Raw genomic sequence first — 25,738 nt, forward strand, 5'->3', positions numbered from 1 at the left:
GGGCGTGCCCGCCGGACCGGATCGCGACGGTCGTCCCAATGGCGCAGCCGCCCGGGTGCCACCGCGGCGCGTCGCGGCTCCCGCCGCATGCCCCCCAAGGGCAGGTGGCACCCCGGCCCAGCCCCACCAAAACGCCGAAGTCCGGCGACGCCCTGTTGGGGCATCGCCGGACCTGGCACAACAGCATGCGCCGAGGGTGGCCGTGGCCGTGCGGTTCTACGACCGCGTCTTGGCCGGAGCCGGCGGCTTGTGACCGTTGGCGGGCGCCCCACGGCGAGGCGCCAGGCGCGCCGGCACGAGCGCCGAGAGGCGGCCTGTCGAGTCCGGCTTCGGCTGGTACCGGTACGCATAGCCGTGCGCCTCGCCGTCGCCTCGTGCCGGAGCCGCGTTCAGGACGGCTCCCAGTACAGGCACGTTGACGCGTTCGAGGATGCGCAGGGCGTCGAGGATCTGGCCCCTGCTCGTCCGTCCGGCGCGTGCGACGAGCAGGTAACCGTCGACGGCCTGCGCCATCGCCGGCGTGTCGGCGAACGGAAGCACCGGAGGGGTGTCCACGACGATGTGGTCGAAGTCCTCCGCGAGGTCATGCAGTACGGACGCGAATTGCGCACTGCCGAGGATCTGGGTCGGGTTCGGCGGAATCATCCCACTGGTGAGCACCGAGAAGGACCCTGCCGACTGCAGCACCTCACGCACCCCCGCCTTGCCCACCAGGACAGTGGTCAGCCCGGCGTCCCTGACCAGGCCGAGGGCCGAGTGGACGGAAGGGCGGCGCAGGTCGCAGTCGATCAGGCATACCCTGGCCCCTTCCTCGGCCAGTGTGGCGGCGAGGTTGACCGACACGCTGCTCTTGCCCTCGCGCGGCAGCGGACTGGTGACGGCAATGACCTTCGGCGGTCTGCCCACTTCGGCGAACTGGAGATTGACCCGCAGCTTCCGGAAGCCCTCCGCACGGGGGCTGTGCGTGTCGTCGCGCAGGGAGACCGGGCGCCGTGAGGCTCGCGAGTCGTGCACGATGCTCGACAGCACAGGTGGCCCAGCAGCGGCCGCCAGGCACTCGGCCAGAGCCTTGGAGTCCCGCATCGACGTGTCGACGGTCTCCAGTGCGACGCCGATCCCCAGCCCGAGGAGCATGCCCACGGCCAGGCCGAGTGCGACGTTGAGCGTCGTCTTCGGTGACGAAGGGGCGGGCGGCACGGCCGCGGGCTGGACGACGGTGAGCCGCACCGGTGACTCGGCCATGTCCCCGTCGGGGCTCTCCAGCTCCGTGATCACCTGGGCGAACCGGTCGGCGACGGCATTGCTGATCCGGGCGGCTCGTGCCGCGCGGGTGTCGGTGACGGTCAGACGGACCAGCACCGTGTTGACCGGAGCCTCGGCCGAGATCCGCGAGCCCAGTTCGCTCGGCGTCATGTTCAACTTGAGGGATTCGACGACGGGTTCGGTCACCTGTGGGCTGGCCACAATGTCGGCGTATGACTGAACCCTGGCCTGGGTGAATGAGTTCCCCTGGTAGAGCTGGGACGTGTCGTCGCCACTTTGGATGGTGGCGAAGAGTGTGGTCGTTGCCCGGTACTGAGGAGTGGCAATGCCACTTGCGAGAACACCTGCCGCCGCTCCCAGCAAGGCCATGAAGGCAATGACGCGCCATCGGCGGGAAAGGACTCGTAGGTATTGATGCAAATCCAAGGTCTTCCCCGATCGGAGCGAGTAATGACACAGTCACGTTAGGGTCGGCACCGAGAATTTCAGGCGCACGGCATGCGTGTTCGGCCACTCGGTACCATCAGCACTCCTCAGCGAAGTGCATCGGCGGCGCCTTCTCAGAGGCGCTCGGCGGCGCCTGAACGGCAACGGTTGCAGGCGTCGAACACGTAAGGGGCGACACGTTCCACCATTGCGTAGTCGAAGGCGTCGTGATCGGTGGCGACGACCACCGCGTCGGCTGACGCGACCTGCTCCTCGGTGAGGTCGACACACAGAATGTCCTGGGGCAGCTGCGACGGATCGACATGCGGTTCCACCGCGAGAACATGTGCGCCGAGTTTCTGCAGGCCCTGGGCCACGGCGAGGGAAGGGGATTCCCGGATGTCGCCGGTGTTCCTCTTGTAGGCGAGCCCGAGGACCAGGATCTGGCTGCCGTTGACCGGCTTGCGCCGCGCGTTGAGTCCTCTGGCCACCCGGAGAACCACATGATCGGGCATATGGCTGTTGATGTCGTTGGCGAGTGACACGAAGCGGAAGTCGTGCTGCAACGCCTGCTTGACCTGCCACGAGAGATACGAAGGATCGATGGGCAGGCAGTGACCGCCGACGCCGGGCCCCGGCAGAAAGCGCATGAATCCGAAAGGCTTGGTCGACGCCGCGTCGATCACTTCCCAGATGTCGATTCCGAGCGGCCTGCAGAACATCGCAAGCTCATTGACCAGGGCGATGTTCACATGACGGAACGTGTTTTCCAGGAGCTTTGTCAGCTCCGCGGTGCGCGGTGAACTCACCGGGACGGTACGGTCCACCACATCGTTGTAGAACTCCTGGACATGCCGCAGGGAGATGTCATCGATCCCGGAGACCACCTTGGGTGTGTTCTCCAACCGCCAGGTCGGGTTTCCCGGGTCGATCCGTTCCGGACTGTATCCCAGGAAGAAGTCCTCGCCGGCCCGAAGTCCGCTGCGGGCCTCCAGAAGCGGGCGCACGACATGTTCGGTCGTGCACGGGTACGTGGTGGACTCGAGGATCACCGTGGCGTTCGCCCGGAGGTGGGGGGCGACCGCCTCTGCGGCGCTCTCCACGAAGCTCAGGTCGGGCGCGCCGTTCTTCAGCGGCGTGGGCACCGTGATGACACACACGTCGAAGTGCGCGGCATCCGCATAGTCGGTACTGAGGAGGTAGCGGCCCGAGTTCAGGGCGGCCAGGAGGCGGGGAGACGTGACGTCCTCGGCGAACGATTCACCGGCCGCCAGGCGCTTGACGCGCATCTCGTCCAGGTCGAGACCCACGACGTTGTGCCCGGCCTCGACCACACGAATGGCGAGTGGAAGGCCTACGTAACCCTGCCCGACGACGACCACCTTTTTCACTGACACCGACACGTCTGTCTCTCCTCTCGCCCGCCCCCACTGAATGCTTCGGTGGAATATTCGCCATGTATGCCAGGCCTACACCACCGTCTGTCTGCAGAGTGACACCCTTCAGGCAAACAGAGTCACGCTGTCCCCTGAGCGGCGGGGCAATTGGACTAACAGATCTATCAATTCACACTGCTTGTGCCGTTCCGGGCTATCGTTGCCCTGCGTCGCCGGTGGACATGACCCTGGCAATGCCCCACCCACAGACATGGAGTGACGGCGTGACGGACCATCCGAAGTACCTGGTTACAGGAGGAGCCGGATTCATCGGCTCCCATCTCGTCGATGCACTGCTGGCCCGTGGCGAGCCTGTCGTCGCACTCGACGATCTCAGCACTGGACGCCTGCAGAACCTTGCCGGCGCACGCAATCACGGACACTTCCAGTTCATCCACGGATCCGTGCTGGATGCGCCGCTGGTCGAAAAGCTGGTAGGTGAATGCGACCGGGTCGTTCACTTGGCTGCAGCAGTTGGGGTGAAGCTCATCATGGAGCAACCACTGAGGTCCTTCACCATCAACACCAAGGGAACCGAAACAGTCATCGAAGCGGCGTACCGCCACGGCAGGCCGGTCATTCTTGCCAGCACATCGGAGATCTACGGCAAGAACTCCTCGGGGCCACTGACCGAGATGTCCGACCGCATTCTGGGAAGTCCCTCCGTGCCGCGATGGTCCTACAGCACGGCCAAAGCGGTGGACGAGATCCTCGCCGAGCTGTATCGCCGCGAGTACGGACTGCGTTCGACGATTGTGCGCTTCTTCAACACCGTCGGTCCCCGGCAGAGCCCGGCCTACGGCATGGTGATTCCGAGATTCGCCCGACAGGCGGTACAGGGGAAGCCGCTCACCGTCTACGGCACCGGTCGGCAAAGTCGCTGCTTCCTCCATGTCACCGACGTGATCGCTGCACTCGTCTCGCTGATCGACCGTCCGGAGGCCGAGGGAGAGACGTTCAACATCGGAAGCAACGAGGAAATCAGCGTCCTCGATCTCGCCGCACGCATCATCACGTGCGCGAAGAGCGCTTCGACCGTGGAGCGTGTCTCCTACAACGAGGCGTACGGACCGGGATTCGAGGACATGGACCGCCGGGTCCCGGACACGACGAAACTGAGAGCCCTCACCGGCTGGCAACCACGGCGGAATCTCGACGACATCCTCTCGGACGCGGTGGCAGACGCCCGCGGCGAAATGCGGCAGCAGGAGCCGGGGGCCGCTTCCGTTCGCACGGGCGAAGAACGCACCGGCGACACCAACGGCCGAACGACGGCGGCACGTCCATGCCCGGTCTGAATCTTTGGACGGTGACGGCACTCGCGGGGCTGTGGGCTCTGGCCGTCGCCGCTCTGCTGACGGAGCCCCTGCGTCTCCTCGCTGTGCGGCGCGGATACACGGACCAGCCCGCGGCGCGTAAGGTGCATGTCTCCCCCACGCCCTATCTGGGCGGCATGGCCGTCGCAGTGGCGACGGCGGGATCCGCGAGTCTCGTGATGTTGATTGTGGGCCGGAGTGACTCCACCCTCGGCATCGTGCTCGGATGTGCCGCCGTGATCGCCGTGCTCGGTCTCGTCGACGACCTGCGTCCGCTCGGTATCCGGGTGCGGCTCTCCGTCGAGGCGGCCGCGGCGCTCGTGGTCGTCGCGTGGTGCGGCCATCCCGTGCTCTTCGGCACGTGGCTCGATGCGGTCCTCGCGGTAATGTGGATCCTTTTCACCACCAATGCGTTCAATCTGCTGGACAACATGGACGGCGTCGTGTCCACAGTGACCGCAGTCATCGCGGCCTTCCTCTGCTGCGCGGCGCTGTCCGCCGGGCGGCTCGACATCGCCGCGGTCACCGCCGCCCTGGCCGGGGCCTGCGCCGGGTTCCTCTTCCACAACTGGCACCCGGCGCGCATTTTCCTCGGTGACGCGGGCGCGCTCTTCGTGGGTTTCCTGGTGTCGTCCGCGAGCATGACGCTGCACAAGGACAGCACCGCGCTCACCGGGTACGGCAGTCTGCTGCTCATCACGCTCGTGGTCACCGCGGACACCGGATTGGTCATGGTGGCGCGGCGCAGGGAGGGTCGGCCTGTGCTGGAGGGCGGCAAGGACCACATCGCACACCGGCTCCGTCAGCTCGGGCTGACGGTTCGACAGGTGGCCGTCGTCATCGGCGGCTTCGCGGCGATGACGAGCCTGACGGCCGTCCTGGTCATGCTCAAGGCCGTCCCTCAGCCAGTCGTACTGCTCAGTGTTGTCGCGGTGACCGCCGTCGTCTGGCTCCGGCTTCTGCGAGTCCCCGTGTACAGCGCGGTTCCGACAAACAGCGCTGAGGGCAGCCACAGCAAGGCGGCGTGACGGCCGGGTGGCGACCAGCGGCCCCTGGGTGGCCCCGGCCACCACCCAAGTCGGCACGACGAAGAGGGGCCCGCAGGCCCAGTCAGGCGGACCTCTGGACGGACCGCGCATCGTGAACCTTCCTCTCCCGCCGTCGATGACGGTGCCGATGCCCACCGGCACCTCTTCCAGCTCGGTCGGCGGGAGCCGGGGCCCGCCGGTAGTGGGCAGCGGTCAAGCCACTCGTCCCGGGCGCAGGAACCGTTCCCAGTCGAATCGCCCCTGGGTCGCCGAACGCCACCTCCTCCCGTATCCCGTCGGTCGCCCTGGTGGCACCGAGTACCCGTCCACGGACGACGTCGTCCATTGGGGGCAGCGAGCGAGTCGGTCATCACCCGGCGACAGACCTCGGCGAAGGACTCCGCCGGGTCGGGCAAGGGTCGGCCCGCGTTCCAGGACACGGCCGGCGGGCCACCGGGCCGTGGGGCCTGCGCCGCCTTGGCCACTCCCGCCGGCGGGGTCCACCCGGTGCCAGGTTCGGCCGGAGCCGACCACATCGAACTTCCGGCCGGCCGGCTCCCAGGTCTCTTCGCACGTCGCCACCTCAGGATCGAGTTTGTGCTCTCGTGCCATGTCGGCGGTCCGAGCGAGAGAAGGAGGAGATGCACGGTGCCGACGGGGTCGCCGTCCGCGACGTGCGCGAGCCGGCCCTTCGCCGGCTTCGACGCCTTCCTCGCCGAGCTCGTGCCGGAGCGTATCGCCGGATCGACAACCAGCCCGGCGCCCAGCGCCAGTCCGCCGGGACCGGCAGCGTCACCGGCACCCTGGCGGGCCTCGACGTCGTACAAGAAACCGCTGCGACGAAGGAGCAGGTCCTCCGCGCTGCGCGTCAGCCCACGTCCACCGAAACAGTCTCCGCGGGCTGCCGCCCCGCACCCTGCACCGCATAGTCCGGGAGGGTGCGGAACCAGTTCACCGTCCTCGCGAGTCCCTCCCCCAAAGGGACCTGGACGACGTCGGGGAAGAGTTCGCGCAGAAGGTCGTCCGCCGCCTGGGAATCGCGGACATCCCCCGCCCTCGGCTGTTCGTGCCGGATGTCGGCCGGCAGTCCGGTGATGTCCATGAGGTCCCGGGCGAGGTCGAGAACGGTGACCCGGGTGCCGAAGGCGAGGTTCACCGGACGGTCGCAGGAGACCTTGCGCATCACCGCGTCGGCCAGCACCCGGACGACGGTTCCGACATAGGTGAAGTCCCGGCTCTGCAGTCCGTCGCCGAAGATCCGCACCGGGGTACCGCGCAGCATGGCGTCGATGAAGGCCGGGACCACGGCGGCGTACGCATGGCCGGCAGGCTGCAGCGGCCCGTAGACGTTGAAGAAACGGAACGCCAGGGTGGGCAGGCCGAACGAGGCGCCGTACGCGAGGACATACGCCTCGGTGGCGAGCTTGCTCGCGGCGTAGGGGCTCAGTGGGCGGGTCGCCAGATCCTCGTGCTTCGGCAGGACGTCGGTGGCTCCGTAGACCGAGGAGGACGAGGCGGCGACCACGGGGACGCCCGCACGCCGGCATGCCTCGAGGACGGTGACCGTGCCGGTCGCGTTGACGTGATGACTGGCGACCGGGTCGGCCAGCGAGCGAGGTACGGACGGGCGCGCCGCGAGATGCACGACGGCGTCCATTCCGGGCACGACATTGGCGAGGAGACCGGCGTCGAGGATGCTGCCCTCGACCAGTTCGACGTCGGTCCCCGCGAGGTTGGCCGCGGAGCCCGTGCTCAGGTCGTCGACTGCGATGACCTTGCCCACATTCGGACGCTCTACGAGCTCTCGGCACAGGTTGGCACCGATGAACCCGGCACCTCCGGTAACTAGGACGTTCACTGTGCTCACCTTTCGGACGAGGGTGCGGTCCACCAGCCGCGGGCGACGGCGATGGAGGTGTAGAGGGCCTGCGTGTCGGCCACCAGGCGTTCCTCGCCGAACCGCCGGGTGGCGAACGCTCGCGCCTGTGCCCCCATCTCCCGGCGCAGCTGCGGGTCGCGCAGAAGAGTCACCGTGTGGCGTGCGAGGTCGGCGGTCCTCGGTGCGGCCAGGAATCCTGTCGATCCGTCCCGCACGACCTCCGCGACACTGCCGACATCGGTGGCCACGCTCGGCAGCCCGGCGAGGCCCGCTTCGATCAGACTCACCGGCATGCCTTCGTTGTCCGACGTCAGCAGCACCATGTCCGCGGCGGCGTACACGGTCTCGACGTCGGCGCGCCAGCCCAGCTGATGCAGTGAGTCGCCGAGTTCGGCGACGGCTTCCGGGTCCGGACGGAGATCTCCTGCTCCGCACACCACGAAATGGGCTTCCGGTACGGCTCGGTGGACTTCGCGGGCGACGGCGAGAAGACGGTCGGGACGCTTGATCCCGGTGATGCGCCCCACGTACGCGACCACCGGGCACCCCTGCGGCAGTCCCAGCATGCTCCTGGCCTTCGCGGGGTCGGGCGCGGGGGCGAGACTGGTGCCGGGCGGAACCACCGTGTACTGGCCGGCCTTTCCGATACCCGCGGCGACCAGATCGTCGCGTACCCGCCCGCCCACGGCGACCAGACGGTCCGTGAGGGCCGCGAGCCCACGTTCGGCGGTCACCACGACCTTGGTCTTCGCCGGGGAGAAATAGCCGTGCAGGAGATGGCCGTGAAAGGTGTGCACTCGTGAGGGCACCCGGGCCAGCACGGCGGCGGTCCGGCCGAGCGCGCCGGCCTTCGCCGTGTGCGTATGGACGATGTGGGGCCGGAACCGGCGCATGGCCGCCACGAGTTCGGCGAGGCAGCGTGCGTCGTCCGAGGGGCGCACGGCACGCCCCAGGCCGTTGATCCGGTGCACTGGGAGGCCGGGCGCACGCTGATCCAGATGGTCGGCCTCTCCCGGACCCACGAATCCGGTGACCAGACGATGCTCGAACCGCTCGGGATCCATGCCACGCATGAGTGCCGAGACCTGGACGGCCGGACCACCGATGTTCATTCGCGCGATCACTCTCATCACGCGCAGGCGAGGAATTCCGGAACCGCTGGTTCGCTGCGTGGCGGTGGACATGTGCCCGATATTAGACGGAGCGCAGTCACGTGTCCGTCAAGGGCACCAGAATCCCGCGTGGCGTCCCCGGCACGCCCGGTCGCGCCAGATATAGACGGCAGCCTGAGCCGGGTATTCTCACTCGGGTGACGGACGGCAAATGCGCTGCAATTTGGGTCGGAAGCAGGAATTCATGCCGACTACCGTGCAGGAGATTTTCAGACTGGTCTGGAACCACCCGGCCGCCGGGGGCCACCGAATGGGGGCCTACGCGCGCGCATAGCGCTGCGGCAGGCGCATAAACGCCTGGTGAGCGTGTCCTTCCACCTGAGGTCTACGACGGCATGCGGTTCCGGGCCCGCCCCCACATCACTAAGATGTGGGCACCTGCTCTATTTCGGCGGCCCTCCCGACTTCCGGTACATGACCTTCTGCAGCGCTGTCTGCGTCCCGGTGATGGATTCCTCATCGACTGCTGGGCTGTATGCCCGTGGTGAAGGTGGACCAGGGTGAGCAGGGCATGCCGCCCTGCACTCAGGCGCCGCCACGGCGTGCCGGGGACACGACGGTGTGCCCGCCGCCCGGCTGAGAGGAAGCGAAGGCCAGAGCTGGACACGTCACCGGACCGGCACAAAAACGCCTTTGCCGCAAGTGGAAAAGCGCTCAGTCATCACTTGCCCGCCGTCACTTGTCCGCATGGGCGCCTGTCTCTGCCGAGGGACGGTCACCCGCGCCGACCGGACCATAGGCCGACGCCCGACGTGCGGCTTCCTGAGGCGCCGGGAAGGCGTGCGTCGAACCTGATGGCCGCCCGCGCGATGCACCACCGGGATGGGGGCGACGTGCTTGAGCGAGAAGACAGCCCAGTGAGACCCAGAAGGGCGCAGTCACCACGACGTTCCCAAGGGTGTTGGCGAACAGAAGCCCCACCGCGTAGGCCGCGCACAGCGACTGGAGCACCACCCGGTCCGGGGCGTGGCGCCGGCAGAGACCGAGCCAGAGCAGAGCTAGGAACAGCGCCAGCGTGACAACTCCGGCCTCGGCCGCAAGGCGCAGGTAGTCGTTGTGAGTGTTGATGTAGATGCTGAGGGCCGACGGGGAATGCGCGTAACTCGGAAACCCGCCGTACCCGATGCCTCGGATCGGGTGGTCGAGCGCCACACGGAGGGCCAGCAGTGCCGCTTCCATCCGTACTTCGGTGTTCGCGGTCAATTCGGTCGAGGACCGCTTGCCCATCAGGTTGTCTTCCACCGCGTCAAACGTCCCCGGGAGCGCCATGGCGACGGCAAGTACCGTCAGCGTGATGACGACCTTCTGGCGCATTGGGCGACCCACGAGGAGCACACAGGCCAGCCCCGCCGCGGCCATCAGAAAGGCACCGCGCGACCGGGTCTCCAGGAGCGCGAGCGCACACGCCAGGGCCGGCAGCAGCCAGGCCCAGGAACGGTCGAGTCGTGCCAGACCCACGGCGGCGACCAGGGCGAGTGCGAGCATGGCGCCCAGATAGTTGGAGTTCAGGCCGAGACCCGTCAGACGGTCGGCAACGTACTCTCCCCCGATGAGCAGGTATCCGGCGGCGCAGGCGCCCGTGCCGGCGACGCAGCACGCGACGGAACGAGGGCTCGGATGAACGACGGCGGAAGCCGCCAGGACGCCGAGACCCGTCAAGAGGCAGGCGAGGTCGCCCCACGACCGGTCCGGCGTCTGCGCCACCTGAGGCATCAGATAGCTCCACATGACCGCGAAAGCGATCAGCAGGATCAGCCCGAGGTGCACGCGCGGCCGGAAACCGGTCAGTGTCATTCGGAACAGAACGACCCCGATGGCAGTGGCGGCGAGTAGAGGAACCGTCGCGCCATCGGGATCCACGATGGCGGCGGCCGGCACGATCGCCAGGAGTGCCACTAGTGCCAAGTCGGGCCGCGGCAGGGCCACCATTGCGAGGCACAGGACGACGACGGCAGCAATAAAAGGGTGCATTTGTGTCGCCTACGCCTTGCGAGCGAGCACAACGCGCGTGTGGAATCCCCGGTAGAACGACTCGACCGCTGGCCATGAGATCACCGGTCCTAGGAGTCCCGAGACACGGCTCACGTTTCGCGTTGCCCGCACGAACGCGCGTTCGGCGAACTCCACGTGTGCGAAATAGCGCCCGAAGGACCGTGAGATTACTTGCCTCGTCGGGTAGTTGATTCCGGTCCTGCTGTATTCCACGTTCTGAGCAGCGGTTTCGGCGGCACTGAGTCCCCGCTGGAAGGAGTTGCGGATACCGAGCCTCGCCCACAGCGAAATGAGCGCGGGCTGCTGGAACCGCCCGCCGAAGGGGGTGAAGATGTGGGGTTCGACCGGGCGCCAACGAGCCGGGAAGATGTGCAGCGTCCAGGCGCCCGGTTTCAGGACCCGCGCGATTTCACCGATTGCCTTGTCGTAGTCCATCACGTGCTCGAAGACGGAGGTGGAGTAGCAGAAGTCGAAGAAATCCGAGGGAAACGGGAACCTTCCCTCAGCGTCCGAGAAGTAGATCTTCTCCTTGCGCTCCGCCGGAAGTTCCTCCCACCCTGCGAGCACTTTCTCCACAGGCCGGTCCACGCCCATCACCTCGTAGCCCGCCGCGGAGAATTCACGCACATGCCGACCTGAGCCGCATCCGAAATCCAGGATGCGCTGTCCGCTGACGAGCCCGCCACGGCGCGCCAGCACCGCCTGGCAGGTTGAAGCCATCGCCTGGTTACCGAGTGCTTCAGCGGTGTCGATTGCCATATGGGCTCCCATGTAGGACCACCGGTCAGGGCTGGGCGACCATAACCCGGAGTGTGTGCCCTGCGGCACCTTTCCGGGCACTGCACGAAGGAGGTCACCGGATCAGAGCACACGGTGAATCTCTCGCCAACCGAAAGCGGCTGCAGCCCGGGCGGGGTGCCGGGGAATACGTATATCCGTGTGGTACGAATCTGCCAGCTTTGGTGGTCGGTTGGCTCGGAGAGATGCACCGACGAGCCGGAGGCGATGATGTCGGGCGGACTCGTCATCGGCGATCCGTGGTGAATGGGAGTTTTCATGTGCGGCGTAGCCGGGATCGTGTCCACCAGTTCTCCCGACCCGGAACAGGTGCGCGCGATGTGCCGGGTCATCGCCCACCGGGGGCCGGACGGAGAGGGCTACCACGTCGACGACCGGGCGGCCCTCGGAATGGTCCGGCTCGCCATCATCGACGTGGCGGGCGGGGACCAGCCGGTCTACAACGAGAACCGCACCGTCGCTGCCGTCTTCAACGGCGAGATCTACAACTTCCGTGAGCTGCGCGCACAGTTGACGGCCCGCGGGCACCGGTTCACCACCGATGGCGACACGGAGGTGCTGGTCCACTTGTACGAGGAATACGGCGAGGACCTCGTCGGTCACCTGCGCGGGATGTTCACCTTCGCGGTGTGGGACACCGCGCGTCGGCGACTCCTCCTCGCGCGGGACCGGGTGGGCAAGAAGCCGCTGTACTACCGGCAGGCCGGGTCCTCACTGGCGTTCGCATCCGAGCTCAAGGCTCTGGTGGCCGATCCGTCGGTACCCAGGGAAGTGGACCCGGTAGCCCTGCACCATTACCTCACCTACCAGTACGTGCCAGCTCCGTGGTCGATCTACCGCGGTATCCGCAAGGTTCCCCCCGGGCATCTGCTGGTGTGGGAGGACGGCGAGGCGCGTCTGAGGCGCTATTGGAAACTGGACTTCACGCCACGCCCGGTCGATAGCGAGGAGGAAGCGGCAGAACACGTAAGGCACTTGCTCTTGGATGCCACACGGGTTCGCATGGTCAGCGAGCGGCCCCTGGGCGCGTTCCTGTCCGGCGGCATCGACTCCTCCTCCGTGGTGGCCGCCATGGCCCGCCTCAGCGATCGACCCGTCAAGACGTTCTGCATCGGTTTCGACGACCAGCGCTACGACGAGCGGGCGTACGCGGCATCCGTGGCGCGCCGCTACGGGACGGACCATCACGAATTCGTGGTGGCCGGGTCGTCGGCACTGGACGTCCTGCCCCGCGTGACCCGGCAGTTCGACGAGCCATTCGCCGATTCCTCCTCCATTCCCAGCTTCTTCGTTGCCGAATTGAGCCGTCGCCACGTGACGGTGGTACTCAACGGAGACGGCGGAGATGAGTGCTTCGGCGGCTACCGCCGCTATGCGTTCATGCAGAAACTGGGACGGGTGCAGCCCCCCGCACAGCTCCGCGGCATGTTCAGGCGCATCGGTTCGTCGCTGGAGGAGCAGTCCGGCAGGGGGACACGTCTCCACACTGGCGGCCGTATCCTCCGTCTGCTGGGAGAGGCACCGCAGCGCCGTTATGCGAGCCTGATGGCGTACTTCCACAACGACGAGAAGGCAGCGCTGTACTCCCAGGCCATGCGCGAACAGGTGGCCGGTGTCGACAGTTACGCACTCATCGACCGAGCGTACGAGGAATCGTGTGCCGGCGATGACGTCAGTCGCTTCATGGATGTCGACGTCAACACGTATCTTCCGGGGGATCTACTGGTGAAGGTGGACATCACCACCATGGCCCACTCGCTGGAAGCCCGTTCACCATTCCTGGACCACAATGTGATGGAGTGGGCGGCAGGGCTTCCCGCTCGCTGGAAGGTCGACGGCCAGGAGACTAAGACGCTGTTGCGGAAAGCAGTCGCTCCTTGGCTGCCCACGGAGCTGCTCTCCCGGCCGAAGGCGGGTTTTGGAGTGCCGTTGGCGGAGTGGCTGCGCGGGGACCTGTGGACCTTGGCCAACGACCTGCTGAGCGATCACACGGCTCGCTCCCGCGGCCTTTTCCGGCCGGAAGAAGTGAGGCGGCTGCTGGACGCCCACCGTGACGGGCGCAATCACTCCAGCAGGCTCTGGGCGCTCCTGCAGTTCGAACTGTGGCACCGGACGTGTGCGGACCTGCAGGCCGTCCCGGAGACCGCCACACCGCACTGCCGTGGCTGACGGTGCACGGCAGGCGCTGGGCATGCTGGGCAGCCAGGTCGCATGCCTTGTGCTGTCCGCCTTCACGAGCGCGGTGATCGCCCGTTCCCTGGAGCCGGAAGGCCGAGGTGTCTACTACATGGCGGTCACCGTCGCGACCACGGCCACCGCGCTCGGACACCTCTCCGTCGAGCAGGCGCAGAGCACGTTGTGGACCGACGCGGAGCGCAGGGCTGGACTCGCAGGGAACAGTGTTCCGCTCGCCTTGGTGCTCGGGACGCTGGGCGGACTCGTCACAACGGCCTGCGTGGCAGCAATCGGTCCCGAGACGCTTCACCTCTCGGGAATTCTCATCGTTGTGGCGGCATGTATCGGCGTCCCGCTGGGGGTCGGAGTCATCTATGCCAACAACATCGTGCTTCTTCTGGGGCGGCCGCACGTCGCGAACCTGGCGGCGCTCGCCAGGTCCGTCCTGCAGTGCGGGACGCTGCTGGTGCTCGCTGCCACGAGCGGGTTGTCACCCATGTCGGTTGTCCTCGTGTGGGTCGCCACGGAGGGCGTCTCACTGCTGGTGTTCATGGCGGTGGGGGGGGCCGGAGCACGCCGACCGGACGTGGGGCTCCTGCGCAGCACCGTGGTCACCGGAATGCGGTACCACCTCGGTCCCGCATCGGTCTTCCTGCTGCTGCATGCAGACGTATTTCTCCTCGGGATTTTCACGGACGCCCGGGAAGTCGGGATCTACACGCTGGCGGCTACCCTCACCGTCTACAGCCGCCTCTTGCCCGACGTGCTCTCCCAGGTCGTCCTGAACCGGCAGTTTCAGCGCAGTGCGGCCGAATCGGCCGACGTGACCGTGCGGACCACTCGTCTGTCGGTTCTGCTGAGCCTGATCTCGGCCCTGCTTCTGGCCGCCTGCGCGCCGGTGATGGTGCCCACCGTCTTCGGCAAAGCGTACGTGGACGCCGTGCCGCTCGTGGTGCTGCTGGCGCCGGGTGCTCTGGCTCTCGGAGCGAGCCGGCCGCCGAGCGCCTACTTGCTGCGGCTGCGCCGCGCCAGGCTGGTTGTCGTGCCGGCCGTGACCGCCCTGGCCGGCAGTATCGCCCTGAGCCTGGTGCTGATGCCGGTCCTGGGTGCGGTCGGCTGCGCGGTGGCCTCTTCCGTGTCCTATCTGATGCTGGCCGTCACGCAGATGTGCCTGTTCGCCAAGGTGACCGGTACCCGAGCCATGGCGATGCTGCCAACATACGCGGATATGACGGCCCTCCTTGCGGCGCTTCGGCGCACGGTACCCGGCGAACAGCCACGGTCTGCTCCAAGCCCGCTCGCCCTGCGGTCCGGAGCGCGTGCGGCTCTCCGTTCGATCACTCGGACGATGGCGCGTCGCGGGTCATATCGGAACGCGAAGAGTTGAGAGGCTGGACGACGACAGGTCGACGGCACACTGCTTCGGACCTGAACTGCTGGCTGGATGGAGCTGGTATCAGTGGCTGCGAACCGCGACGACACCCTGCTATTGCCAACCCCCGAGGCTGTCATCGGGCAAGGCCTGTCCCGCGTGTGCCTGATGATCGGGCAACTGGGTCTGGGAGGAGCCGAGAAGCAACTCGTCATGCTGGCCCGCGGGCTCGCCGAGCGTGGCATCGAGACGACCGTGGTGCTGCTTTCCGAGCGGCGGGGACCACGCGAATCCGAGCTGGTGCGTTCCGGTGTACCTGTGATCAGCCTGGGATGCCGGGGAATCCGGCCCATGACCAGTCCCCGGGGGGTCGCGACGAACGCTGCGGTGTCCGCGCGGGCGTTCCTCCGGCTTGTAGCCCACCTGCGGCACACACGCCCACAGATCCTCCACGCCTTCCTGTTCCACTGCTATGTCGCGGCAGCTCCGGCGGCCCGTGTGGCGGGGGTTCCGGTGTGCCTGGCCGGACGGCGCAGTCTGGGCAACTTCAAGGAGGGGCGCCGGACCTGGCTGGCAGTGGAACGCATCGCAACCAGCATGACGGACTTCGTCGTGGCGAATGCACACGCCGTCGCCGAAGACGCGCGGCGTCAGGAAGGCCTGCCGAAGGACAAGATCGGCGTCATCTACAACGGAATGGAGGCGTGTGACTACCGGTCGGCCGCTCCGGCCGTGGTGGACACGTCCCTACCCGTGGTGCTCTGTGTCGCCAACCTCCGTAGGTACAAAGGGCACCAGTACCTGTTGGACGCGGTGGGAATGGTGCAGGAGCGCGGGCTCCGATGCACGCTCGTGCTCATCGGAGAAGGCGGGGAGCGCTCCCGTCTCCAACAACAGGCGGACCGGCTGGGCCTTGACGTACGCTTCCTCGGGCATCGCACGGATGTGGCGTCCTTCCTGGCTCGGGCCGATGTCGTGGTCCTGCCTTCGTTGCAAGAAGGTCTGAGCAACGCGGTGATGGAGGCCATGGCGGTCGGTCGGCCTGTGGTGGCGACTGCGGTGGGCGGAACCCCCGAGCTGTTGCAGGACCGTGGTGTGCTGGTGCCTCCGGCCGATGCGGAGGCGCTGGCGCGGGGTCTGCACTGGATGCTCTCCGACGACACCGCAGCCGCACGGTTTGGCGACGCGGCGCGGGAGTGGGCCCTCGAACACCTGAGCGCGAAGACCATGGTGGAGCGGCACATTGCGCTGTACCGCAAGCTGCTGGACCGTAGAGCCGCCGGGCGAGCGTCGCAGGGAAGCGATTCGGCCGGATTTCGATACTGAGTGAGCTGAACCAGATTTCGTAGCGGCCCTGAAGCCAGGCGTGATAGCCATCGGCCGATGGGAGAACACAGGTCCCTGGCCGCCTGCTGGGACACGTCGGAGGCGGCCAGGCGGCGGGAACTGTGCCGCATCCCCGACGGCGAACATCACCGCCCTGAGGTCGGGCCAAAGCCCCTGCTCCGCTACCGTGTCCGACCGCTGTCCTTACGAGAGCACGTACTGGCCGCGGGCCGTCACCAGCGCCGGATCGTGACTGGCGCATGGGCTCGAGAGCGGCGATGAGCTCGCACTTCGTGCTCCTGCGGATCCGTCTCGCCGACCGTCGCCCGAAGCCGGCCGCGGACGGGACGATCCCGCTGGTCCGGCTGATCGCCCAGTGGGCCGAGGACGAGCCGGAGCCGGTGAAGTACTGGATCTCCAACCTTCCAGGGCCTGACCTCTACCAGGCCCTGGGCCTCCTCCGATACCTCATCGCCACCTGGACCGCACCTGCCCCACCTGCCAACAGACCGTGCCATGGCAGCGTTACGACACCACCTGACAAAGTACTACTAGGCGGACGCCGCCGGCGCAGTGCTCTCCGGACGCGCAGCCGGCATGCCCAAGACGGTTGATGGCGCCGGTCGGCGGCCAGCACGGTCGCTTCGCCGTCGGCAATGCGTCACGCCGATGCCGTGACCGGGCGGCAGTCGGCCGACGGTGCCGGGACGCCAGGATCGGTCTTCGAGACGAACACGTACTCGTTGCAGCCCAGGCCACCTCCGCAGGTCTTGAGGTGGCGGAGCTCGAACCCGTAGCGCCGCCCCACACGGAAGACCTCCTCCGGAGCTGCGACTTCAAATGGATAGCCGCCGACCCAGTCGATGAGGTCGTAATGGGCGGACATGCCGCGTGCACGCCGCGGTCGGCCGTCAGCGGTCGCTCGTCCGGGCCTGGGGGAACGCACCAGCGCGAGCGCACGTCCGGGAGCGGTGAGATACATCTTGCTGCCGGCGACCAACATACTGCGCGTCAACGAGCCGGAGGAGTTGTACTTTTGCTTGATCCGCCTCCACAAGCGGCTCTGCAGGCCTTGGTCGTTGTAGACCGAGACGTACATCAGCCCTCCAGGAGCAACCATACGACAGGTGGTGTCCAGGGCTTCCCACAGAGCACCCGTGTGGTGGAGCACTCCCCACGAGTAGACGATGTCGAACTGGCCCAGGCGAGAGACCAGGGACGGATCCAGAATCGACCCCTGTTCGACCTTCCAGTCGCTGTCGGGTGCGTACTGTTCCCGCAACTGCAGGGTGGTGGCCACCGCGTCCGGGTCGTAGTCGAAGGAGTGCACCTTGGCGCCGAGCCGGACCGCGGCCAGCGAGAACAGCCCGCTGCCGCAGCCGATGTCCACAAACGTACGGCCCTTGAGGTCATCGGTAACACCGAGGGCCAACGCGAGGGACTCCCGGGCGGCGGTAATACGGTCCTCATCGACCAGCCTGCTGAAGTTCTGCCAGTTGCGGCCGAAGGCAAAGCGCTTACCTCGCTCCACCTCGCTGGTGCAGTCGGTCACCTGGTGTCTCCTTCCGCTGTGCTTATCTATCGCGTCCTAACGCGGATATATCAGATGTTCGGGGAGAATAAGACCGATCTGCGGCTGCAGTCGGGAAAATCGATCGAATGGTCGAGCTTTCGGCATCCGATCGCGGGTTTGGTGAAATGGCTGGCTCCGCCGCGCCGGACGTCGCGGATCGCAGCCGACCCGCAGCCAGGGCAGATACTGCACTGTCGACGAAGTTGGCGTCTGCCGGTCCTTCGCCACAACGGCTCGCTCTATTTTTCGAATACTAGGGTAACGGACGACACGTGTCGCAGCATGCAAAATGTGATCCAGTCCATCACGGCTCGCCTGGAGCGGCGATACGACTTCAAGCTCTTTCCACCGACAACGGCAGCGATCTTCTGTTGGTACAGCTCCTGTGTATACCGGTAGGAAATTTTCATATCGACATGCTTCGCTTCATTCACGAACTCCTGAAAATATCGGTACGTCGTACCAAGGTGCAGGTACGTTGAGATGCGTTCGGCGGTTTCCCTGATGTTTCCCGTTCTACCATTTCCCACCCCAAGCCGACTCCACATACAGGCCATTGCAGCACGTTGCTCATATCCCCGAACTCGATGAATCAACGGCATGAGTACGTGTCCGTCGCAGAGTGCGTTCCTCAGCGGGAACACATGTACCGAGCACCCGCCCGGCGCAAGTACACGGCTGAGCTGCATCATGAATGGCGGAAGCCTGACGACGTGCTCCAAGACCTGGTTCGAGACCACGAGGTCGAAACTCTGATCCGGGTACGGCCATGCCTCATGTTGTGAGATGGATTGCACACGGTCGTTCCACGGGACGATCGGCAGTAGGCTTTGCAGACGATCCACAGTCGAGACGGGAAACTCGGATCGATTCGATGAGGAGTCGATCACGTCAAATCCGTGCACCTCGACGGCGACCCCCGGATTGAGGGCGGTCAGCCCTGCTTGGAGAAAAGCCATTAGGTGACCCTCACCACAGCCCACATCCAGCACTCGCACAGTGTCGCGCTCAGCCTTGCTGGACAGTTCGGTATTCACCGCAGCCAGTAGGTGCTGATGCGTGAGACTCCTCGGTTCAAGTGGAACGCCCATAGCTGGTGACCATACATCCGCCACTGTGAGCGCGAGAGTACGACGCTCCCAGCATGCCGGTATTTCAGATACCACCACGAGTCCTGCCAGAGCTCGAGTACCGCATCGCCGCAACTTCTTCCAGGGCGTTACCTGTACGAAATTCGGCTCCGTCGCACTTCGGTGGTGACGACTGATGACGTCAGCCGAGAAGGATTCGATGTCGGGACGAGAAGGGAGCTCCGCGGGTGAAGGCGTGCAGGCGGAGTAAATCGGCGACCGCGCGTCAGCGATCCAGGTGGCCAACTGGCGCGGCATGGCTGTCAACGGGGGTGAGCAGGGCGTCGACGTAGCGCACGAGGCCGGGCAAGGCCGACGAGGCCCTCAACGAATCCGGGATCGACAACTGGGCGGAAGGGAAGGGCCCTCAGGCACCGGCGGCACGGTGCGTGTCCCCTGTCGCGGTCGGCGGGACGCCCTTGAGCAGACCGTCACCACCCTCAAGTTCTGGAGACTCCTCCGCAAGCTCCCGTGCTCAACCACCCGGGTCACGAACCTCGTCCAAGCCATCCTCAGCCTTCATCCCGCCAGCACCAGACCGAGGATGAAAAAGCTCACTGTATGCCTCAGCGTGCCAATACCACGGACGCGATCCGGTCAACCGACTCCTCGATCCTCCGGAAAACCTCCCGCACCTCCGGGGGACTCGCGCCGAGAGGATCGGCCACATCGTCGTCGCTCACGTCCGCCCCGGCCGAACCGCGGCGAGCCGCCGCCCCCTTCACAAGCGCAGTGAACCGCACCGCCGGGTCCACCAGACCTGCGGCGTCCTCGGCCTGCACCAGCCGCGCGAACTCGCGCAGGCTGAAGGCCCGGGACAACGCCCGCACGGGAGAAAGCCGTACAGCCGCCTCGCGATGTTCGGTGGCGGCTCCGAGAACGAGATCGGCACTCTCGACCAACCCTGCGGTCAATCGGCGGGTGACCGTACCCGGCGGGTCCACAGCCGTTCCGAGGAGGGACGCGGCGGTGCCCGCGACCGGGATCCCCGGGGCCGCAGCCGTGCCCGCGCTGCTCACGTGGATCGCCTCCAGCAGGGGAGCCAGGCGTTGTCTCAGAAGGCACTCGGCGACGGGTGACCGATAGAGGTTGCCCGTGCAGACGGTGAGTACTCGAAACGCCTGGTGCGCCACGGAGAGGGATGAGTCAGACATGACGCCAGTATCCACCCAGAAGCCTCATGGCCCGCCCCCAGCGCCGACGAGGCACTCAGGTCGCGGGGCAGGGCGAGGCACGGTGCACCGTGGCCTTCAGGGGGCGGGGCAGCGGCTGGTGCAGCACCGTGGGCGACCGGTCGGTCGGAGGCTCCAGCAGGCGCAGCGTCACCATACGGCTGCCACCCGCAGGGACTTCCACATCGAGCGTGTACACCGGGTGGCCGCGTTCGAGGCCGGATGACAGCAGAGCGGGCCTGCCGTCCACAGTCGCCTCCTCGAGCCTCGCTCCGGAGGTCGCGTAGTAGGACACCAGCAGCCTGTTGTCACCCTTGCGCGTCGCGTAGGGGGGCTTGTCCATGCGGTGAGTGACATAGGGGGGAAGTCCGGAGGACGGCGCACGGTTGGTGAGCACTGCCTTCACGGTAACCTCGCGGCCCGCGGCGGTGCACCGGCCGGAGTGCCAGTCCAGGGTGCGGTCCAGGTAGTAGTCCAGTTTGGTGCCGGCGGCGTTGTTGACCACCAGTCCCGCATAGGGCTCCGGCCCGTGCGGCAGGGAGCCGCCGACGGGCCGTGACTCCAGTTCCCGCTGCTCGTCGGGGCGGGTGCTCCAGGCGTTGATCTGCCCGTTGCCCAGCACCTCGTACAGGGCTGTCAGCAGTCTGGGCCGAAGCCGCGGGTCCTCGGCCGCGGTCAGCAATCGCCCCGCGGCGGCCCGTGCCACCTCGAGGAGGAATGCCTTGCGCTGCAGCGGGTCCGCGTACGTCACGTAGTTGGTGCGCTCGCTGATCTCCACGACGGTGTCCGCTGAGACCACCGTTCCGTCGCTGGTACGCGCCGGCCCGGAGGCCGCCAGCAGGCGGGCGAGGACGGCCGGATCCACGGAAAGTACGCCATCGACACGCTCGCCGCTTCTTTCCAGCCAGGCGGCCGACCAGATGCGCGCCGCGTAGGGGAAGTGCGGGCTCATGTTGGAGTTGGGCCATGAGTTCACCGGGTCGGCCACTGCGTACATCGCGTTGAACTCGGCACCGAGGTCGACCTTCGGCCGGGCGGTCACCATCTCACCGTCGTGCCCGAAGCTCGTCAGTACCAGCGCCCCCTTGTCGGCCGTCAACATGGCGTGGGCACCTGGCATTCCGCCGGTTCCTCGGGCTTCCGCGGGGTTCTGGAACACCAAGAAGTAACGCCGCGGACCGTACTCCCCCAGCATCGCCGGCAGGAGCCGGGCTCCGGTTGCGGCGTCGTCCACGAGGGGCACAATCCGGTCCAGCCCCTCGAGCAGGCGCGCCCGGGCCTCGTCCGTGGCGGGCAGCCAGGTCCGGCGCGGCAGTCCGCGCGTCTCGGCACGAACTGCGACGACCGTGCGCGATGCCTCCTCAAGAGCCGGCGCGGCCCTGCGCAGCGCGGAGAGATTGAGGTGGCCGCCGTCGGCGCCAGGACCTTCGGTGAGGTTGCCGGCCGTTTGTACGACCGCCGGCAGGACCCCGCCGGTCAGCCGGTCGAGGGCATCCGCCGTCCCGCGCACGGTCTGGAAAGGACCCCCGAGCACGGGGATATGCGCGGCCACGAACCACGCCGGCCCGGTGGTCAGCCGCCGTGCCCGATCCGCGTGCGCCGCGGCGGACCGGGCAGGCAATTCGGCCCGGGCCCAGCGGCCCCCGACGTCTCCCGCGGTCGCTTCCTGCGGGGACGCCGTCACCGCGTTCCGCAGCGACTCCAAGTCGCTTTGCGCGGCAAGCAGCTCGCTGCGGGCGTACAGACCCGTGACCAGCACCCAACCCGCACCGGCGACGAGGAAGGCTGCCGCCCCCCAGATAAACAGCTTCGTCCGACGGATGGATGCCATGAAGGCGGCCGGGTTGATGCGAGGTTTTGACGGCATCGTCGGTCTCTCAACCGCATCCGGTGCGGACACGTCGGCAGTTGGCGACCAACCGCGAGGCGCCGCCGAGGAGCAGACCGCCTGCCGCGGCAGCCAAAGCGGCCGGGGCGCCCGAGGCATCGGGGTGTGCCGGCCTGCGGCCCTCCTCACCGTGGCCGGAGGATACGCCGCCGTGGCCCGCGGCGGCGGCAAGGGGCACCCGCCATCCAAAAAGTCCAGGCATTCTCAGGGCTCCTTCAGCAGCCGCGCGACCAGGCAATGAGCGGTCGTCGGCTTGGAGAGCCGAGCAACCCGTGCCGGACAGCCGGTAACCGGTGACATCTCGCATGGGCGACCGAAATCCGATACCGGGATCCATAGACGGTGATGTTTCCGGTCAAACAAGGCCTGCGGGACTCATCAGCAGGACGGGTGAGCTGGTGAACCCGTCTGGCAAGCAGTCAGGTACGTGCACATGCCGGTCGCATGAACCGGCACAGGGCCGCGAAGGGCCGCCCGGAGGCGGGGACCGCGGGAGCAGTACCTCGCCCACCACCGGGAAAGCCGCTGCATCCGGGCCCGTGCACAACCAGCATCCGAGCACCCGTGACGCCGTGGTGGCTGTCCGGTGCGTCACAGCGAGCCAATCCCCCATCGGCCAGACAGGTGTACACCGCCAGGCCGGCGGAGCTCCGAAATCCGGCCGGAGCGGGACCCGGAATCAGGGATGTCCCCGGACGAGCACCAGGCCGGTACCGCGGCCGACGGCCCGCTCACGAGCGGATCCAGCAGACTGGTTGTCAAACAGGTACTTCCCGTACGGCCACACAAGAGTCCTTCGACGACTTCCAACTGCCGCTGAGTAAGCCCGCATCCGCCCCTAGCCCCTGCCGAGGGGGCACCAAGATTCTCGGCGACAACGAGACACGCGAGTACTTGCCCACTCCAAAGCGGATGATCACTTAGCCTGTTCCGCATGTCCATGAGATCGACTGACAGCCTCCCGGAAAAGAATCGGGATTATCGCTGGTTCGAGGCGCTTCGTTGCCCTGACTGCCTCACACAGCTTCATAGAGAAACCGCGCTGATCTGTGAAGGGTGCGGACGCACCTATCCGGTGCGGGGTGGGATTCCGAGGTTCGTCCCCGAGGAAAACTATGGAAAGTCCTTCGGATATCAATGGACTCGGCATCGGCTTACCCAGCTCGACTCGCATGTGGGACTCCCGATCTCCAGAGACCGACTACTGCGGGAGAGCGGATGGAGCGCCGACGAGCTTGAGGGCCGCGAAGTCCTCGAGTGCGGAAGCGGCGCCGGACGGTTCACTGAGGTGCTCTGCCAGACCGGTGCTGTCGTCACCTCCTTCGATATCTCCAACGCGGTGGACGCCAACGCCGCATCCAACTCCCGGTTTGCCGATCTACGACTGTTCCAGGCAAGTATTTATGACCTGCCGCTGGTGGAGGAGTCGTTCGACTACCTTGTCTGCATCGGGGTGATCCAGCACACGCCTGACGTCGAGCGGACTTTCAAGACGCTCATGCGTTACCTACGGCCCGGTGGAAAATTCTGCGTCGACGTGTACGCAGCGATCGTCGCTTATCCGCATCTCCGGCACTTGCTGCGGCCCGTCACCAAGCGGATTCCTCCCCCCAAGCTGTACAGCGCCGTCCAGTCCGTCACGCCGCGGCTGCTGCCGCTGTCCATGCGTCTCAGCGCAGTTCCACGAGTGGGCGACTACCTGACCAGACTGGTTCCGGTCGCCAATCACCGCCACCTCGGGTTGACCAACGCCGAAACCTTGCGCACCTGGTCGGTCCTGGACACATTCGACTGGCTGTCGCCCCAGTTCGAGCGCCCCCAGCCGCGACGCCGACTCGAGCGCTGGTGCACCGAGCTCGACCTGAGCGATTTCACAATCGAGCGCATTCGCGGCCTCTATGTCATCCGAGGCACGAAGTAGAACACCGGCCAGAACGTCGGAAGAACGTGGGAGGCCGTGTCGGACTGTTCCGGCACGGCCTCCAACACATCCCCGGGGCCCGCCAGGCCGTCCAGATCAAAGCGCCGATGCACCGACCGCAGCTCAAGCGGGTTTCCGGCGTTTGACCACTCGTGTGCCAGCGATGCCTCTCCGGCACGCTCGTCGGCTCGGCCAACTCAACGGACCTGCAGAAGCGGGCCGTCGGCAGCGGGCTGCCCTCGCGTCGGCTGCTCGGTACGGATCGTCGTCTCAAACAGACAGAATCTCGGGCAGCTGAGTGCTGTCCGAGATTCTGTCTGTGCTGCGTGCGAATTCGACTTACTGCTGCTGACCCGCCGTACGCCGACGCTTCACGAGGACCAGCGATCCTCCGCCGAGCAGCACGAGGCCGCCTGCCGCGGCGAGCATAGCCGTCGTTGCGTCCGACGAGCCGGTCTTGGCGAGCGAGGAGCCGTCGTGATCGGACGACTTGTCGCCGCTGCCGGAGTCGTCGTGGTCGCTCTTCTCGCCATAGGAATCGTCGTGGTCGTCGTCGCCGTCGCCGGACCGGCCGTGGTCGTCGTCGTCGTGGTCGTCGCCGCCCTGCCCGGGTCGGCCGTGGTCGTCGTCGTCGTCGCCGCCGTGGCCGGACCGGCCGTGGTCGTCGTCCTCGCCACCACCGTGTCCCGGGCGGCCGTGGTCGTCGTCGCCGTGGTCGTCGCCGCCCTGACCGGGTCGGCCGTGGTCGCCGTCGTCGTCGCCGTGGTCGTCGCCGCCCTGACCGGGTCGGCCGTGGTCGCCGCCGTCGTCGCCGTCGCCGCCGCCGCCGTCGTCGCCCCCGTCTCCTTCGATGGTCACCCGTGCGGTCAGCACGAGACCTGACTCCAGACCTTCCAGTGTGAAGTCGTACTCGCCGGGCTCGGTGTCCTCGGGAATGGTGACGGAATCGACCACGCGGCCAGTCTCGTCCGCGAAGTGGGTAGCGAGTGGCACGGTCGACAGGCCGTCGTCACCGTCGTCACCGTCGTCGCCGTTGTCGCCCTTGTCGCCCTTGTCGCCCTTGTCGCCGTCGTCGGCGCGTGCGGCAGAAAGGGGCACCGGGAATGCGGATGATCCTCTCAGTACGGCGGCGTTCACCGATCCGGCGGTGCCGGCGGCGGCGCCGGCGACACCATCTCCGCCTCCGTCCCCAGGGACGAGACTTGATTCGACCTCTTCGTGCCGCCGGTGGCCGGTCGCGACGAAGTCGACCTCATCGCCGGGAGACAGTGTGGGGTCGTCGATCTGAAGACTTGGGCCTGGCGGATATGGCTGAGCCAGTGCCGGCTCCACAGCAATGAGGGGAGCTGCGGCAATGAGGCTTACGGTGGAGGCGGCCAGTGCGACTCGCCATCCGGAGCGTCTGGGCATCGTTTTGGGCTCCTTCGGACGACGCTTGATCAGGGATGAATTTCTTGTTTGCCGATGTGGAGGGTCAGACCGCGTTGCAGAACAGAGCTGTCTGCCGTGTCCGTTTCCCGCCGTGGCTCTGTGTTCCGGACACCGACCCGTTCTGTGCTCGCATTGGATGGCACACACTGACGTCTGCCGTCCAAGCATCGGATCCATAGACGTGGGCGGCTCCGCCCAAACAGCCACACCACAGGGCTCGTCAGGTCGGTGTAAGAGGTGCGCTCGTGTGGCCCTCATGGCTGGCGATCATGGCTCGAACCTGCTTCGGTCGCGACGCGCCGGACTTGGCCGCCGCACTCTCCGTCTGCCTCAGCGTGCCGGCAGGCCCCACCATCGCTGCCGGTCAGATCGCCCCCGTCACTCACGCGGCCAAGGAGGCTGGTCACCAAAGAGTCCCGAAAACGATCAAGGGGCCGTTT

17 protein-coding genes and 1 pseudogene are annotated in these 25,738 nt (G+C 66.8%); 7 read left to right on the forward strand and 11 right to left on the reverse strand.

Annotated elements, in window-relative coordinates:
- Window positions 1–216: 216 nt before the first annotated feature.
- Window positions 217–1,689, reverse strand: coding sequence for a polysaccharide biosynthesis tyrosine autokinase (locus HW130_RS00915; RefSeq protein WP_309140274.1), 1,473 nt, complete (start codon window positions 1,687–1,689; stop codon window positions 217–219).
- 134 nt (window positions 1,690–1,823) lie between these two features.
- The gene (locus HW130_RS00920; RefSeq protein WP_309140275.1) at window positions 1,824–3,092 is read right to left on the reverse strand and encodes a nucleotide sugar dehydrogenase; all 1,269 of its coding nucleotides are present in this window, start codon (window positions 3,090–3,092) and stop codon (window positions 1,824–1,826) included.
- 257 nt (window positions 3,093–3,349) lie between these two features.
- Between HW130_RS00920 and HW130_RS00925 the strand changes: the two genes are divergently transcribed.
- Together HW130_RS00925 and HW130_RS00930 are read left to right on the forward strand one after the other, a co-directional pair.
- On the forward strand, window positions 3,350–4,423 hold the full coding sequence (locus HW130_RS00925; RefSeq protein WP_309140276.1) for a GDP-mannose 4,6-dehydratase: 1,074 nt from the start codon (window positions 3,350–3,352) through the stop codon (window positions 4,421–4,423).
- A gap of 11 nt (window positions 4,424–4,434) precedes the next feature.
- Window positions 4,435–5,469 carry an MraY family glycosyltransferase gene (locus HW130_RS00930; protein ID WP_177147380.1) on the forward strand — a complete coding sequence of 345 codons (1,035 nt, stop codon included), beginning with the start codon at window positions 4,435–4,437 and terminating at the stop codon, window positions 5,467–5,469.
- 868 nt (window positions 5,470–6,337) lie between these two features.
- Here HW130_RS00930 and HW130_RS00935 read toward each other — a convergent pair.
- From HW130_RS00935 to HW130_RS00955, 4 genes are all read right to left on the reverse strand, one after another.
- Entirely contained in the window at window positions 6,338–7,360 is a 1,023-nt protein-coding gene (locus tag HW130_RS00935) for an NAD-dependent epimerase/dehydratase family protein (RefSeq protein WP_309140277.1), read from the reverse strand.
- Window positions 7,333–8,532, reverse strand: coding sequence for a glycosyltransferase (locus HW130_RS00940; RefSeq protein ID WP_177147382.1), 1,200 nt, complete (start codon window positions 8,530–8,532; stop codon window positions 7,333–7,335). The genes HW130_RS00935 and HW130_RS00940 overlap by 28 nt, the downstream gene beginning before the upstream one ends.
- A gap of 663 nt (window positions 8,533–9,195) precedes the next feature.
- Window positions 9,196–10,491: an O-antigen ligase gene (locus HW130_RS00950; RefSeq protein ID WP_177147383.1), complete on the reverse strand. Its 1,296-nt coding sequence runs from the start codon at window positions 10,489–10,491 to the stop codon at window positions 9,196–9,198.
- A 9-nt stretch (window positions 10,492–10,500) separates the two neighbouring features.
- Window positions 10,501–11,271, reverse strand: coding sequence for a bifunctional 2-polyprenyl-6-hydroxyphenol methylase/3-demethylubiquinol 3-O-methyltransferase UbiG (locus HW130_RS00955; RefSeq protein WP_177147384.1), 771 nt, complete (start codon window positions 11,269–11,271; stop codon window positions 10,501–10,503).
- 297 nt (window positions 11,272–11,568) lie between these two features.
- On the opposite strand from HW130_RS00955, the gene asnB reads away from it, so the two are divergent.
- The 3 genes from asnB (at window position 11,569) to HW130_RS00970 (ending at window position 16,183) form a co-directional block, all read left to right on the forward strand.
- Complete coding sequence (gene asnB, locus HW130_RS00960; protein WP_256355724.1) at window positions 11,569–13,479, forward strand: asparagine synthase (glutamine-hydrolyzing); 1,911 nt, start codon at window positions 11,569–11,571, stop codon at window positions 13,477–13,479.
- The gene (locus HW130_RS00965) at window positions 13,472–14,872 is read left to right on the forward strand and encodes a lipopolysaccharide biosynthesis protein (RefSeq protein WP_177147386.1); all 1,401 of its coding nucleotides are present in this window, start codon (window positions 13,472–13,474) and stop codon (window positions 14,870–14,872) included. Before asnB ends, HW130_RS00965 begins: the two co-directional genes overlap by 8 nt.
- A 72-nt stretch (window positions 14,873–14,944) precedes the next feature.
- On the forward strand, window positions 14,945–16,183 hold the full coding sequence (locus tag HW130_RS00970; RefSeq protein WP_177147387.1) for a glycosyltransferase: 1,239 nt from the start codon (window positions 14,945–14,947) through the stop codon (window positions 16,181–16,183).
- Between the two features lie 661 nt (window positions 16,184–16,844).
- Here HW130_RS00970 and HW130_RS00975 read toward each other — a convergent pair.
- Both HW130_RS00975 and HW130_RS00980 read right to left on the reverse strand, forming a co-directional pair.
- On the reverse strand, window positions 16,845–17,735 hold the full coding sequence (locus HW130_RS00975) for a bifunctional 2-polyprenyl-6-hydroxyphenol methylase/3-demethylubiquinol 3-O-methyltransferase UbiG (protein ID WP_177147388.1): 891 nt from the start codon (window positions 17,733–17,735) through the stop codon (window positions 16,845–16,847).
- A gap of 260 nt (window positions 17,736–17,995) precedes the next feature.
- Window positions 17,996–18,793, reverse strand: a complete 798-nt coding sequence (locus HW130_RS00980; RefSeq protein ID WP_177147389.1) for a class I SAM-dependent methyltransferase — start codon at window positions 18,791–18,793, stop codon at window positions 17,996–17,998.
- Between the two features lie 410 nt (window positions 18,794–19,203).
- Here HW130_RS00980 and HW130_RS35525 point away from each other — a divergent pair.
- Window positions 19,204–19,421: pseudogene (locus HW130_RS35525) on the forward strand (IS5/IS1182 family transposase); the annotation flags it as partial.
- Window positions 19,422–19,452: 31 nt separating this feature from the next.
- On the opposite strand, the gene HW130_RS00985 reads toward HW130_RS35525, so the two are convergent.
- Both HW130_RS00985 and HW130_RS00990 read right to left on the reverse strand, forming a co-directional pair.
- Window positions 19,453–20,040 carry a low molecular weight phosphatase family protein gene (locus tag HW130_RS00985; RefSeq protein ID WP_177147517.1) on the reverse strand — a complete coding sequence of 196 codons (588 nt, stop codon included), beginning with the start codon at window positions 20,038–20,040 and terminating at the stop codon, window positions 19,453–19,455.
- A gap of 55 nt (window positions 20,041–20,095) precedes the next feature.
- Window positions 20,096–21,889, reverse strand: a complete 1,794-nt coding sequence (locus tag HW130_RS00990; protein ID WP_256355726.1) for a DUF4012 domain-containing protein — start codon at window positions 21,887–21,889, stop codon at window positions 20,096–20,098.
- Window positions 21,890–22,880: 991 nt separating this feature from the next.
- Between HW130_RS00990 and HW130_RS00995 the strand changes: the two genes are divergently transcribed.
- A complete protein-coding gene (locus tag HW130_RS00995; RefSeq protein ID WP_177147391.1) occupies window positions 22,881–23,867 on the forward strand; it encodes a methyltransferase domain-containing protein in 987 nt (328 codons plus the stop codon).
- Between the two features lie 339 nt (window positions 23,868–24,206).
- Here the strand turns inward: HW130_RS00995 and HW130_RS01000 are convergent, their stop codons facing one another.
- Window positions 24,207–24,965, reverse strand: a complete 759-nt coding sequence (locus HW130_RS01000) for an LPXTG cell wall anchor domain-containing protein (protein WP_177147392.1) — start codon at window positions 24,963–24,965, stop codon at window positions 24,207–24,209.
- Between the last annotated feature and the right edge of the window lie 773 nt (window positions 24,966–25,738).

It is taken from the genome of Streptomyces sp. PKU-EA00015, from assembly GCF_013387495.1.
Taxonomy (GTDB): Bacteria; Actinomycetota; Actinomycetes; order Streptomycetales; family Streptomycetaceae; genus Streptomyces.